Annotated in this window: 11 protein-coding genes; 5 read left to right on the top strand and 6 right to left on the bottom strand. The window is 70.1% G+C overall.

Annotation, left to right across the window (positions count from 1 at the left end; all coding sequences use genetic code 11):
* The first annotated feature begins 44 nt into the window (after positions 1-44).
* Positions 45-731, top strand: coding sequence for a pentapeptide repeat-containing protein (locus AB0C15_RS14700; RefSeq protein ID WP_357351966.1), 687 nt, complete (start codon positions 45-47; stop codon positions 729-731).
* A 158-nt stretch (positions 732-889) separates the two neighbouring features.
* Here AB0C15_RS14700 and AB0C15_RS14695 read toward each other — a convergent pair whose 3' ends face one another.
* Together AB0C15_RS14695 and AB0C15_RS14690 are read right to left on the bottom strand one after the other, a co-directional pair.
* The gene (locus AB0C15_RS14695; protein WP_357351964.1) at positions 890-1627 is read right to left on the bottom strand and encodes a hypothetical protein; all 738 of its coding nucleotides are present in this window, start codon (positions 1625-1627) and stop codon (positions 890-892) included.
* Positions 1628-1760: 133 nt separating this feature from the next.
* Positions 1761-2444: a GNAT family N-acetyltransferase gene (locus tag AB0C15_RS14690; RefSeq protein ID WP_357351961.1), complete on the bottom strand. Its 684-nt coding sequence runs from the start codon at positions 2442-2444 to the stop codon at positions 1761-1763.
* Between the two features lie 224 nt (positions 2445-2668).
* Between AB0C15_RS14690 and AB0C15_RS14685 the strand changes: the two genes are divergently transcribed.
* A complete protein-coding gene (locus tag AB0C15_RS14685) occupies positions 2669-3925 on the top strand; it encodes a PP2C family protein-serine/threonine phosphatase (protein ID WP_357351959.1) in 1257 nt (418 codons plus the stop codon).
* A 4-nt stretch (positions 3926-3929) separates the two neighbouring features.
* Here the strand turns inward: AB0C15_RS14685 and AB0C15_RS14680 are convergent, their stop codons facing one another.
* The 3 genes from AB0C15_RS14680 to AB0C15_RS14670 form a co-directional block, all read right to left on the bottom strand.
* Positions 3930-4295, bottom strand: a complete 366-nt coding sequence (locus AB0C15_RS14680) for an STAS domain-containing protein (protein ID WP_357351957.1) — start codon at positions 4293-4295, stop codon at positions 3930-3932.
* A gap of 210 nt (positions 4296-4505) precedes the next feature.
* Positions 4506-7577, bottom strand: a complete 3072-nt coding sequence (locus AB0C15_RS14675) for a hypothetical protein (protein WP_357351955.1) — start codon at positions 7575-7577, stop codon at positions 4506-4508.
* 113 nt (positions 7578-7690) lie between these two features.
* A complete protein-coding gene (locus AB0C15_RS14670; RefSeq protein WP_357351953.1) occupies positions 7691-8326 on the bottom strand; it encodes a TetR family transcriptional regulator in 636 nt (211 codons plus the stop codon).
* Positions 8327-8387: 61 nt separating this feature from the next.
* On the opposite strand from AB0C15_RS14670, the gene AB0C15_RS14665 reads away from it, so the two are divergent.
* Positions 8388-9326, top strand: a complete 939-nt coding sequence (locus AB0C15_RS14665) for an oxidoreductase (RefSeq protein WP_357351951.1) — start codon at positions 8388-8390, stop codon at positions 9324-9326.
* A 76-nt stretch (positions 9327-9402) separates the two neighbouring features.
* A complete protein-coding gene (locus AB0C15_RS14660; RefSeq protein WP_357351949.1) occupies positions 9403-9753 on the top strand; it encodes a DoxX family protein in 351 nt (116 codons plus the stop codon).
* Positions 9754-9811: 58 nt separating this feature from the next.
* On the opposite strand, the gene AB0C15_RS14655 is transcribed toward AB0C15_RS14660, so the two are convergent.
* Positions 9812-9937: a hypothetical protein gene (locus tag AB0C15_RS14655; RefSeq protein WP_357223309.1), complete on the bottom strand. Its 126-nt coding sequence runs from the start codon at positions 9935-9937 to the stop codon at positions 9812-9814.
* A 12-nt stretch (positions 9938-9949) separates the two neighbouring features.
* On the opposite strand from AB0C15_RS14655, the gene AB0C15_RS14650 reads away from it, so the two are divergent.
* Positions 9950-12934, top strand: coding sequence for a glycoside hydrolase family 3 C-terminal domain-containing protein (locus tag AB0C15_RS14650; RefSeq protein ID WP_357351948.1), 2985 nt, complete (start codon positions 9950-9952; stop codon positions 12932-12934).
* Positions 12935-13550 lie beyond the last annotated feature (616 nt).

Below are 13550 nucleotides of genomic sequence, written 5' to 3'. Positions count from 1 at the left end.
GCGGGGTGGCGTGCCCACCCCGCGCCCGAACAGGTTGGAAAGACATGCGTACGACCAGCGTGGGCGACGTGACGATCCTCCTGCCCGACCTCGACCCGGAGGACCTCGACCAAGTCATCGACCTACCCGACGACGACCTTCACGACGGCCTCGTGCAGGACGCTTCCTGGCGAGGTCGACAGATCGCCGACTGGAATATCCGAGGCTGCCGGATCACCGGAGCGGATCTCGGTGAGATCACCTGGGAGGGCGGTGCCCTCTACGGCTGCGAGATCGTCCAGACGGACCTGTCCGCAGCGGCCCTCACCGGCGTCAGCATCGAGCGGTGCTCTGTCACCGGCTCCCGCCTCACTGGAACCCGACTCATCGACGTTCGCCTAAAAGACGTTTTGTTCGACAACTGCCGGTTCGACTACGCCACCCTGAACCGCGTCAGCGCCGCCGGTTCGGTGGCCTTCATCGACTGCACCCTCGTCCACGGCACCTGGTCGTCCTGCCGCCTCTCCGGTGTTGTGTTGCGGTCGTGCGACCTCAGCGATCTGGAACTGGACTCCTGCCGTCTCGACGGCGCTGACCTGCGAGGCAGTCGACTGCACGCCTTCGCGGCACCACTGGACAACTTGCAGGGCGTCGCCCTCGCCGAGGAGCAGCTTCCCGAGCTGACCCGGATGGCCATCGACGCCCTGAGCATCGACGTCCGCCCCGACGCGGCGCGAGGTCACGACCGCTGACACCGCTACCGGCTGCGGCTTTGGTTGGGGCGACAGCCGCGTGAAGTCCCTGACCCAGTGGTTCATACCGGGTCGGGGCCTTTTGCGTGTCCGGCTGAGCTGCCCTACGGGGACGCGACGACGACCAACTGCCGAACGTCCCGTCCCCGTAGGGCAGTTCAGCCGGCTACCGGTGCCGTTCCGGTGTGCACGGCGGCTGCCGCGATCATGGTGGCACCGGCTGCGGCGACGACGCGGATCCGGCGAGGTCGGTTGGCGGACAGTGCTGTCGTGAGCAGCCCCCACCCGGCGGCCAGTGCGAGCGGCAGCCTTCCCCGCCGGCTCAGGGCGACCGCGCCGGCTGCCACGGCGGAGGTGGCGAGGAGTCCGACGGCGGACGCGGTGACCGTGCGTGGTGCGTTCGGAGAGGTGCCGGCGGCGACCTTGGCCGCGGCGATGTTGACGGCGCTGGCCACCGTCGTCCACCCCAGCAGGAGGCCCGTGCTCAGCGGTGTGAGCGCGGTCCACCCGGTCGTGTCGGGGGCGCGTTGCAGGCGCAGGTGGGCGGTGGCGGCGAAGCCGGCGGCGGCCGGCAGGAGGTACGGCGTGAGTGCGAAACGGTCGCTCTGCGCGGCAACCGACCAGGCGGTGTTCATCGCGTAGGCGCCGACCAGCGGCCACCCGACCGCGCGACTGAGGGGCTCACCTCGGCCCTGTGGCAGGCACTGACCGACTGTCGAGGCGAGGCATCCGGCGAAGATCGGTGCCCAGACCGCGAAGGCGTAGTCCGGAGGTGTGATCACGGTGTCGTAGCGGTCAGTCTGCTCGCCGTCGCCGAGCAGCGCCCCGAGTACGGGTGTGGCGACGAACGCCGCGCACGTGCCCGCGAGGGCGACCGATCGCAGGCCATCGTCCATGATCCCTCCGATCATCGCCAGAACCGATCGATGAAGCTCACTCCGACCCTACCTCAGAACCGGGTGGGAGTCCTGATGATCGGCGCTGCCCCCGACGGGTGTGCCCAGGTCTGCCACGACCTGTGTGGGGACGTCAGGCTTCCCGGACGTACGCCACGGCGATCTCGCTGCGCACTGTCCAGCCGAGTGCGCGGTACAGGCTGCGTCCGTCGTCAGTGGCGACGAGGATGCCGGAACCGAGCCCGTTCCGCGTGGCGTGGTCGCTCAGCATCCGCATGACAGTGGTGCCCAGGCCCCGGCGTCGGTGCGCGGGGGCGGTCTCCACCTGGTCGATGACGCCGCACGTCCCGGCGGGTGCCAGGCGTCCGGAGGCCGCCACGGTGCCGGAGGCGTCGACGACGGCCGCGACGACGACGGCACCGTCGGTCGTGATGCGGGTCTCGTACGGCGGCGGGGGATCGTCGGTACCTGCGCTGAACTGGGCGCTCATCAGGTAGCCGGAGCTGTCCATGGTCCAGTGATCCGGCAGGGCGCGACGCAGGTCGTTGGCGTGGCCGATGGCTTTGATCCAGGTTCCCGGCGGTGTGCCGGGCCGGACGATGGGTTCGAGCCGGTCGGCGTCCCACGTGTGCAGCACGTGGCGGACCCGGTGGCCGCGTAAGCCGACGTCGGCGCGGAAGCCACCCGGGACCTCGACCGGGTCGGGAACCCCACGGGAGACGGCCCAGCCGCGACCCCACGCCATGACCAGCTCGGGCAGGTTAACGGGTGCCGGGGCGGCCCGGAGGGGCGCTGTCGTGCCGGTCCTGTTGATCACAGCAGCATTGTTGCAAACTATGTGCAATAGAGCTGCCCGGGGTACGCACCGCCAGGGCCGCCGAGTCACGCTGCGTGAGGCGGCGCGGACGCCGGAGCACGCTCGCTGCGCAACCAGGGGCCGGTCCTCACCCGGCGTCAGCCTCTCCGTACACGTCGGGAGCGGAGCGCGCCCAGGGCCGTCGCGTTCGCTGCCGGCCGGTGGGGTGTTCGTAGAATCTGGGGGTGCAGAGTCGTCAAGGGCTGGTCCTGGCCGGCGTGTTGGACGCGGCGGAGGCTGCCTCGCCGGTCGAGGCGGTCGAGGCGGTCACCCGCGAGGTCGGGCTGGCGCTCGGCGCGTCGGCAGTCTCGTTCCTGATCGCCGACCTCAGCGGGCGGGCGCTGGTGCGGTTGGCGTACGTGCCGTTCGACGATGCGGGCCGGTCCCGCCGCTACGGCGACGAGGTCGCCACCGTCCTGCCGTTCGACAGGAGTCCTGCTGAGCAGGCGTTGCGCACCCAGACGGTGCAGGTCGACGTGGGCTCTGACGGCTGGACGGTGTTGGCGCCGGTGACCGAGCGCGGTGAGGCGATCGGCCTGCTGGAGATGGTGTTACCGGAGGAGCCGACCGCGCAGGCCCTGGGGGAGATCACGCGTACGGCGCACGCGTTGGCGTTCGTGGTGATCGCCAACCGGCGGCACACCGACCTGTTCGAGTGGGGCCAGCGGACGACTCCGTTCACGTTGTCCGCGGAGATCCAGCGTCGTCTGCTGCCGGGGGCGTTCACCTGCGAGGCCAGCGCGTTCACGCTGTCCGGCTGGCTGGAGCCGGCCGCAAGCATCGGCGGGGACACGTTCGACTACAGCCTGAGCCGCGACGTGCTGCACTTCAGCGTCACCGACGCGATGGGCCACGGGGTGGCGAGCGCGTTGACGGCCACGCTCGGCGTGGGAAGCCTGCGCAACACCCGTCGCCGGGGTGCCAGCCTGGCCGAACAGGCGGATGTCGCGAACACCGCGATCGCCGAGCACGCAAACGTGCGCGGCAGTTACGTCACCGCGGTCCTCGGGCGCCTCGACCTGCGCACCGGGGTGTGCGCGCTGCTCAACGCCGGTCACGTTCCGCCACTGCTGGTACGCGACGGGCAGACCGAGCCGCTGCGGCTGCCCGGCAACTTCCCGCTCGGGATGTTCACCGAGGCGGGCTATCTCCACGAGGAGATCACTCTGCGCCCCGGTGATCGCCTGGTCGTGGTCACCGACGGCATGCTGGAACGCAACGCCGCGAACCTGGACCTGCCGGCCGTGTTGCGCTCGATCGGCGACCTGCACCCACGCGAGGCAGCCAGGGCGTTGGCCGACGCCGTGCTCGAGGTGGGCGGGCCGACTCTCGCCGATGACGCGACCCTGCTGATCGTCGACTGGCACGGCGGGCACCAGGAGGGCCGGCGGAGCAGCGCGGGCGCCGACGTGGACCGTGCCAGCACGGCGCTGCCCGACTGAGTCGTCAGCCGCTGGTGACGCCGCCGGAGGTCGGTATGGCGGCTTCTGCGGCGGGCACGTCGTCGTAGATGTCGATGACCCGGTCCACTGATGTGATGCTCAGGACGCGGCGCACCCCGGGCTGCACCCCGGCCAGGCTCAGCCGGCCGTCGACGTCACCGAGCGACTTGAACATCACCACGAGCGTGCCGAGCGCACTCGAATCGATGAACCCCACCCCGGCCAGGTCGACCACCACCTGTCGGTCGCCGGAATCGATGAGTTGCTGCAGGTTGTCGCGCAGTTGCGGGGCGGTGGCCATGTCCAGCTCACCGCGCGCTTCGACCACGGTGCAACGCCGCCCCGGTCGGGCCGACAACAGCAGATCCATGACTTCCTTCCAGCGCGCGGGTCCGCGACCCACTCTATGCGCGTGACGTGCGACGACCCAGCCAGCCAGCCAGCCGGATGCGGTGGCGGCACCCGGACCGCATCGCAGACTATCCCCGGGGTACGACGATCCGCAGCGGCCGCGCACGGAGATGCCCCGTCACAGTGTCGGGCGGTGCCGACGCCCGGGGGTCGGCGGCACCGCCCTGTCTCAGTTGGCGTGGGTCAGGCGTGTGGTGATGCGCAGACCCAGCAGGGTGTCGTTCATCCACGGCACCCGCTCGTGGTGCAGACCGGCGGTCATCTGGTCCGCCCACACCTCGTACCGCTGCATGAGCGTGTTCGCGCGGGACCGCGCGCTGGTGATCAGACAGTCGCCCAGCGGGTCACCGGGCAGGTTCGACGAGTCGACCGCGGGCTCGCAGGGCACCTTGAGGCTTGCCTGGTCGCGGAGCGGGCGACTGGGGTCGAGCGGGCACGGCGACGACCCGCAGAGGGCGTAGTTCCCGCTGGCCTTGGCGTAGGCATTTCCGATCTTGGCGTCCGCCGGCATGTTCACCGGGATCTGGTACTGCCCGAACAGGTTCGCCGACAGGACGTCGTCCGAGTCGAGGGCGTTGGGCAGACCCAACCTGGTGTACGCCTGGAGCAGCCGCCCCGCCGTGTTCACCTTCTTCAAAGCTGCCGGCACCGGCCCACCGACCTGGGTGCTCTGGTCCCGCACCCGGTCGTACATCGATTTCTGCCGGGCCTGGAGGAAACCGCGCAGGGTCGGCGTCAGCGTGGTGTCCAGCGCTGTGTTGTTCGACGCCGTCGCGGCGCTGGCGAAGGTGTACCGCCCGGACGGCCACTTCTGGGTCAGAGCCTGGTCGGGCGTGGTCTCGCTGTCGCAGTTGAACAGCTCGCAGTCGACCTGGTAGACCTGCTCGTCCGGCCAGGTGTAGTCGGCGGTCCGGGAGTTCTGCCAGGCCGCGTTGGCGTTCAGCCGGAACCGGCTGTGGATCTGCAACCGCAGCTTGCCGTAGTGGCGGACCACCCCGGTGCCCCAACCCGTCGAACGCGTGTAGACCCAGCTCGGCGTGTAGCAGTGGTCGACCTCGGGCAACTCCCGTACCCCGGCGGGCGGCTCGTCGACTCGCGGCGTGTACGCGTACTGGAGCGTCCGCACCATGTTCGACATCAGGTCGTAGCGCACGTTGCCGGGCCGGTCGATCTGCCTGCTGCCGTTGCACGAGGGCACCGTCGCCTCGTCGAGCTTCGCCGGAGCCGGGGCGAGCGCCTTGTCGGTGTCCCAGAACAGGTCGTAGTCCTTGAGTGTCTTCACCTGCACGCCGTTGGCGTCCGGCTCCCAGCGGACCTGGACCTCGTTGCTCCGCAGGGCCCGCAGCGCGGACGACAGCTCGTTCGTGGCGCCGACGTACTCGTCGACCAGGCCGGTGATCAGGCCGTTGGCGTTGCCGTTGGCCGGCCGACCGAAGCTTGCCGCGAGGTCGGCGATCCGGGTGCCCTCCGCCTCGATCTGCGCCGCGCGTCCGGCGCTCACCTGGGCGGCGTACGTCGGGTTCTGCAGCATCACCATGGCGTACGCCTGCGCGCCGAGGTTCCACACCGTCGGGTTGCCGACCGGCGTCGACGGTTCGACCATCGAACTGTCCCGACCGCTCGCGACCCGAGCGAGGTAGTTGATCGAACGGGCCTCGCCGAAGCTGTTCAGCACGGTGGTCGGGTCGATCGACGGGTTGTCGGCGTCGGTCCTGGGCACCACGAAGGCCGCGCCGCTGGCGAGCTGCGTGGCGGTCAGGTGGAACTCGTTCTCCGGGCCGACGAACTCGTTGTACGTCGGGATCGGCTGACCGAAGTTCTCCCGGTAGCCGATGTACTTGTTGATGTCGGCGCGGGCGTCGTGCAGGGTGGCGTCGCCGATCGCGGCCAGCACGGTGGCGGCGATGTCCTCCAGGCGCAGGCCGAGCTGGGCGACCTGCTGCTGCACGAGGGTGATCTGCGCGGTGTTGCCGGCGATCGCCGCGTTCAGCTTGTCGAACTGGGCCATCATGTTCGCGTACACCGTGTTGATCTGGGCCTCGACCCGCGCGAAGCTGGCGCGCATCTCGTCGCCGAGGGCCCGGACCTCGTCGCGCAACGCTTTGACCTGGGCGAGGATCTGCGCGTCAAGCGATGGTCCGCTGCTGCCGAAGAGCCCGACGATCGACATCACGGCACCGAAGACGTTGCCGGTCATCGCCAGCGTCGCGGTGCTGAAGATCGAGCCCGCCAGACCCCGGCCGGTGATCGCCGCCGCGTACTTGGAGATGGCGCTGATCGTGGTGAGGACCGCCTCGCCGATCACCTTCGACTTCTTGCCGGCGTCGGGGTCGGCGAACCCGATGATTGTGGACACCATGCCCACCCCGGCCTTGATGTCGGAGATCGTCTGCTGGCGGTCCTTGTCGCGGTCCTCCGCGGCCTTCTTGGCCGCGGCGGTGCACGCGGCGCTCGGCGGCCCCTCGGGCGGGCACTTCTGGTTGTTGTCGCCGATCTCCAGGCGGATCTCCAGGCTCAGGCCGAGCAGTTGCGCGTGCAGGGAGGCCAACTGCTGCTTGGCCGCCGCGACGTACGCCGCCGAGTCGCCCTGCAGCGCCAGGATGGCGTCGAGGTCCACGTGCGAGAGCCCGGGATCCTGGGTGAGCTGGTCGTAGGTGCTGGTGATGTCCACCCCGGCCGGCGCGCCGAGGACGGCGTTCCAGGCGTTGGCGACCGGCGCGCTTGCCGCCCCGGCCTGCCGGATCGCGGACCACACCGCGGCGAGGGCGTCATCACGGCCACGGATCCACTGGGCGGTCCGCAGCGCGCCGGAGGCCAGCTCCTCGCGGGTGTCCCACGGTTGAACTGTCGTGCCGATCACGGCCCCGACCAGGCCGGTGATCTCCGGCGAGGTCCGGGTGTCACCGCCCGGTGTGTCGAGCAGGATGTCGACGGACCTGAGCAGCAGGTCCTGCTCGGGCCGCAGGAGGTCGTACGCGGTAAGCGAGGTGTCGAGCAGTTGTCTGCGCGTCGTGAGCTGGGTCTGTGCCTGTTCGGCCGTGGCGTTCGGGTGCAGCCGGTGCCACTGGACGAACTCGGCCGACAGCACCGCGGCCCTGGTCAGAGTGGGGCCCTGGAGGTGGAGTTCGGCGACCTGACCGAAGGCCCGGTCGGTGAGTGCCGCCTGGGGGACGGGGACGGGGACGGGATCGGCCGAGGCGGGTTCGGCGAGGAGCGCACCTGTCGCTGTGAGCGTGATCATCGCCAGCACAGCAGTCCCGCGCCTCGTGCGCGTGGAACGCATGAATGTCATACCGCGAACGTATTGAGCAGCCTGAAAGGGCGCTGAAACCCCGCTGACTCGCGCGGCGTCGCTCAGTCGGCGGCGGGTGACACGGCAGGCGCGTCGAGGGCTGGCGCCACGATGGCGATGGCCCGGTCCGTCAACGTGGCCAGGTGCCGCTCGTCGTCACCGGGCTGCCACTGCTGGAGCACCGTGTCGAGGGCCAGCAGGGCCATCCCGGCGGCCATTCGCGGGTAGGGGTCGGTGTCCGGGTCGAGGCCGCAGCGGTCGGCCAGCTCGGCGGCGAGTTCGGCGCGCCACTGGATCTGGCGTTCCAGCCAGCGGGCGTGCAGGGCGGGGGTGTCCAGGATGAGACGGACGACGACCCGGGCGCGCTCGGAGTGTTCCGGATGGTCGTTGCAGGCGGCCAGCGGCACCCAGAGGGCGTGGCGCAGTGCGACCGACGGTGGCTCGGCGGGTGGCCGGGCGGCGAGTTCGCTGATGATGTCGCCGCTCGTGTCGGCCAGGAACCTGACGACCACGTCCTCCTTGGACGCGTAGTAGCGGAAGAAGGTACGCCGGGACATGCCGGCCGCCGCCACGATGTCGTCGACTGTCACCACGTCGAAGCCCTTGGTGGCGAGCAGCATCAGGGCGGCGTCACGCAGTTCGTCGGCGACGAGCTGGCGCTTGCGTTCGGCCAGGCTGCGGTCCGCACCGGATCTCATCCGCCGATGCTACGTCATGCAGTGCTTGACACTCAGTGCCACCGATAGCACAGTGGGCCGCATGACTGTCAATGGCTGGTCCACCGACCGGATACCCGATCTCCGCGGCCGCACCTTCGTCGTCACCGGCGCCACGGCGGGCCTCGGCCTGGCCACCACCCGGGCGCTCGCCGCCCGGGGTGCGCGCGTCGTACTTGCCGTCCGCGACGAGGAGCGGGGCCGTCGGGTGGCGGCCGAGATCGCCGTGGCCCGGCCCGGCGTCGACCTGGAGGTCCGGCGGATCGACCTCGCCGACCTCGACTCGGTACGGACGTTCGCCGACCGGATGCACGCCGACCACCGTCGGGTCGACGTGCTGGTCAACAACGCCGGGGTGATGGCTCTGCCGTTCACCCTCAGCACGCAGGGGCACGAGGTGCAGTTCGCCACGAACCACCTCGGGCACTTCGCCCTCACCGGGCTCCTGCTCGACCTCCTGCTGGCCGGTGAGGACCCGCGGGTGGTCACCGTCACCTCGGTCAACCACCGGCAGGCGAAAATGCGCTTCGCCGACCCGAGCGGCGAGCGGGGCTACTCACCGATGGGCTTCTACAACACGTCCAAGTTGGCAAACGCCATCTTCGGCTACGAACTGCACCGACGGCTCAGTGCCGCCGCCAGCCCGCTGCGCAGCTTCCTCGCGCACCCCGGCTACACCGCGACGAACCTGCAGCGCGGCGGCACCACGCCGGTCTGGCGGTTCCTGCTGGGCCGGATCGGCAACCCACTGCTCGCCCAGCCGGTCGAGCGGGGCGTCTGGCCGCAACTGTTCGCCGCCACCGACCCGGAGGCGCGGCCGGGCCAACTCGTCGCCCCCGGCGGGCCGGGCGAGCTGCGTGGCCACCCCGCGCCGGGAAGACTCTCCGTGGCCGCGACCGACCCCGAGCACGGCCGCCGTCTGTGGGAGCTGTCCGAGCACGCCACCGGCGTACGGTTCGGCACGCTGCGGCAGGCGAACTAGGAGGGGAACACCCGGCGGCGGTCACACTTCACCGCGCTGGATCGTCCAGGTAGCGACAGACCACAATGGAGGATCCATGTTCGCTGCTCATGTCACTGTCACCATTCTCGCCTCGGTCTTCACCGGCATCGCCGCCGTCACGTACCTGATCGGCCACGACTACCCGAAGGCTCAGGCGGACATGAAGCGCGTGCCACGCTCGTGGCTGCCCTGGTTGGGCCTCGCGCTTGCCGCGGGATCGGTGGGGCTGCTCGCCGGTCTCGCCGTGCCGCTGCTGGGCACGCTCGCTGCCGCTGGGTTGGTGCTGTACTTCATCGGCGCGCTCATCGCGCACCTGCGCGTCGGCTCCCGTCAACTGGTGGGATGGGCCGTCTTCTTCGTCACCGTGGTGGCCGCGCTGAGCGTGAATCTCGCGTACCACCGGTGAACGCGCCCGCTATTGCCCACCCATAGGCATCAATCTATAGTTGCGCGGATCACAACAATCATGGCCGTGGTGACGCGGCCGGGTCGTCGAAGCGCTTCGACGATTCGTCGTTCAGGCCCGTCAGCCGGGTGTCGAGCCTGGTCACGCCGGTCTCGGCGCCCGCTGGGCGTCTGTCGTACGACATGAGGAGAACCGCATGCGGAAGTGGCGCCTTCGGCGCGGAATCACCGCGCTCGCGCTTGCCCTGCTAGCCCTACCGGCCGTTCCCGGCACCGCGCTGGCCGAACCCACGTACCCGTTCCGAGATCCGCGACTGCCCGTGGACGCCCGGGTCGACGACCTGCTCGGCCGCCTCACCCAGGACGAGAAGATCTCGTGGCTGCACCAGTACCAGCCGGCCATTCCCCGGCTGGGCATCGGCCTGTTCAAGACCGGCACCGAGGCGCTGCACGGAGTGGCCTGGTCCACCGACATCGACAACAACGGCGCGGTGGTCAAGGCGCGCGGCACCGCCTTTCCGCAACCGGTGGGCATGGCGAGCACCTGGAACCCCGACCTGATCCGCCAGGTCGGTTCGGCCGTCGGCGACGAGGCGCGCGGCTACCACGCGCAGAACCCCCGGGTCTGGGGGCTCAACCTCTGGGCGCCGGTGGTCAACCTGCTGCGCGACCCCCGGTGGGGTCGCAACGAGGAGGGTTACTCCGAAGACCCGATGCTCACCGCGGCGATCTCCGCCGCGTACGGCTCGGGAATGACCGGCGGCGACCCGGACCACCTGAAGAGCGCGCCGACCCTCAAGCACTACCTGGCCTACAACAACGAGGTCCGGCGGGACGTGACCTCGTCGAACGTGCCGCCTCGGGTGCTCAACGAGTACGACCGCGCCGCCTTCAGGCCGGCCATCGCCGCCGACGCGGCGACCGGGGTGATGGCGTCGTACAACCTGGTCAACGGTCGTCCGGCGACGGTCGACCCGGACCCGATGACGGTGTTCCGGGACTGGACCGACAGGCCGCTGATGAACGTCACCGACGCCTGGGCACCGAACAACCTCGTCAACACCCAGAAGTACTACGCCACCCAGGCCGAGGGCAACGCGGCGATCATCAAGGCCGGCCTGAGCAGCTTCATCACCGACGACACCAACGCGCAGCCGACCATCACCGCGATCAAACAGGCCCTCGCCACCGGTCTGCTCACCGAGGCCGACATCGACGCCCGGATCCGCGAGATCCTCAACATCCGGTTCCGGCTGGGCGAGTTCGACCCGGGCGGTGGCCGGTACGGCGGCATTACCCCGGACGTCATCAACAGCCCCGAACACCAGCGGCTCGCCCGGCAGGCCGCCGGCGAGGCGATGGTGCTGCTGAAGAACGAGCGGCAGGCGCTACCGCTGGACCCGGCCCGGACCCGCGAGGTGGCGGTGCTCGGCCCGTTGGCCGACACCCTCTACTCCGACTGGTACGGCGGCGACCTGCCGTACCAGGTGACGGCGCTGGACGGCATCCGTGAACGATTGGGCGACTCGGCCAGTGTGAGCGGGCTCGACGGGGCGGACCGGATCGCGCTGAAGGATGTGCGGACCGGCAAGTACGTCTCGGCCACCGGCACCACCGACGCCGACCCGGTTCTCGGGACCGGCGCCACCCCGGCGCTCGTCGCCCAGTTCGACGTCGTCGACTGGGGGCAGGACGTGGTGACGCTGCGCAACGCCGCCAACGGCCGCTACCTCGGTTACAACTGGGGGCCGTTCGTCACCCGCGACGAGCAGCCGAACGGTTGGTACGTCCAGCAGCAGTTCAAGCTGGAGCCGCAGCCCGACGAAACCGTGGTGCTGCGCTACGTCGGCTACGAGACCAAGGAGAGTTGGTTCGGCGCCGACACGTACGTGACGATCGGCGAGGACGGCGCCCTCAAGCTCGGTGCCTCCACCCCGGCCGCCGCGACCCACTTCAGTCGGGAGCTGATCAGCAGTGGGATCGACCGTGCCGTGGCGGCGGCCAAGGCGGCCGATACCGCCGTGCTCGTGGTCGGCAGCAACCCGTTCATCAACGGGCGGGAGGCGCACGACCGGACCTCCACGGCGCTCAGCGCCGGCCAGGAGGCGCTGGTCAAGGCCGTGGTCAGGGCCAACCCGCGGACCGTGCTGGTGCTCCAGACCAGCTACCCGGTCACCATCCGGTGGGAGCAGGAGCACGTCCCGGCAATCGTCTGGACCACCCACGCGGGCGCGGAGACCGGTCACGCCATCGCCGACGTCCTCTTCGGCGACCGCAACCCGTCCGGCCGGCTCACCCAGACCTGGTACCGGTCGGACTCGCAACTGCCACCGGACCTGCTGGACTACGACATCATCTCGTCCCGGCAGACCTACCTGTACAGCACCGCGAAGCCGCTCTACCCGTTCGGCCACGGGCTGTCGTACACCAGGTTCCGGTACGGCCAGCTCCGCGCCGGTGCCCAGTCGGTGGCGGCCGACGGCACCATCACGGCCAGTGTCGACGTGACGAACGTCGGCAGCCGGGCCGGGACCGAGGTGGTTCAGCTCTACACCCATCAGCGCACCTCGCGGGACACCACGCCGATCCGCCAGCTCAAGGCGTTCCAACAGGTGAAACTCGCACCCGGGCAGACCCGTACGGTGACCCTGCGGCTGCCCGCCGCCGACCTGGCGCACTGGGACGTCACCCGCAGCCGGTGGGTGGTCGAGTCGGCCGTCCACGACCTGCTGGTCGGGGCGTCCGTCGAGGACATCCGGGCCCGCGCCGCGGTCCGGGTCCGCGGTGAGACGATCCCGGCCCGGGACCTGTCCCGGTCCACCAGGGCGGAGAACTTCGACAGGTACGCGGGGGTCCGGCTGGTCGACGAGACGAAGCCCAGCGGTACGGCGGTCGGTGCCACCGACGCCGGCCAGTGGATCTCGTTCGACGGTTCCGCGCTGCGCGCCGACACGCGCACCTTCACCGCGAAGGTCGCCAGGGCCGGCGCGGGTGCCGGCACGATCCAGATCCGGCTGGGCTCGCCCACCGGCCGGCTGCTCGGCACGGCCACCGTGCCCAGCACCGGCGACGACTACCGCTACGTCAGCACCAGCACCGAGGTGGCCAGGGCCGTCGGCACCCGCGACGTGTACCTGGTGTTCGACTCCCCGCTGCGGCTGGCGGAGTTCTCCATCGGGTGACCGGAGCCCCGGGCCGGGTCGATCGTCGACCCGGCCCCGGGCCTGCGGCTGGTCAGCGCCGCGGGTCGGGGCCGCCCACGGTGACGTGCTACCGCCGGTCGTTGTCGGCTGGACGAGCGAGGTCTTCGGGGGCCGTGGGCGAGCGCTTGGTCTCCGCACTGCCTTTGGAGCTGATGCCGCAAACGAATCAGGCGCGGGACCGTGCCGGTGTCGCGAGGGGCCGTGCGGTGGTGATGTCGCAGACGATTCAGCTCCAAAGGAGCGCTGTGCCACCTGTGTCCCCTGGCCAGTGAACCCCCGAGTCAGCACGGTTGGTAGCGCCGACCCGCGGCGGGGTCGGCTCGTCGCCGTGGATTCGTCAGACGACGTGCGCAGGCCATCTGGTCGAAATGGATGATCCGCCCGATCCACACGCATTTCTGCATAGACGCCCTCCGATTGACTGTTGCATTGGTCAGACGTGTGACCTACGCTCCCAGTAGAAATTTCGGGGCGGTTAACAAAGAGTGCGGTCGGGGCGACGGAAGACCCCGCCGGCCCTTAGTGGCGTCGCTGTTCCGTACTCGTCGCTCGATACGCATGTTGGGCACCACATCGACGACCAGTGAGAGGAACA

The organism is Micromonospora sp. NPDC048835 (assembly GCF_040649995.1).
GTDB lineage: Bacteria > Actinomycetota > Actinomycetes > Mycobacteriales > Micromonosporaceae > Micromonospora.
This window is presented reverse-complemented; position numbering and strand designations above follow the sequence as displayed.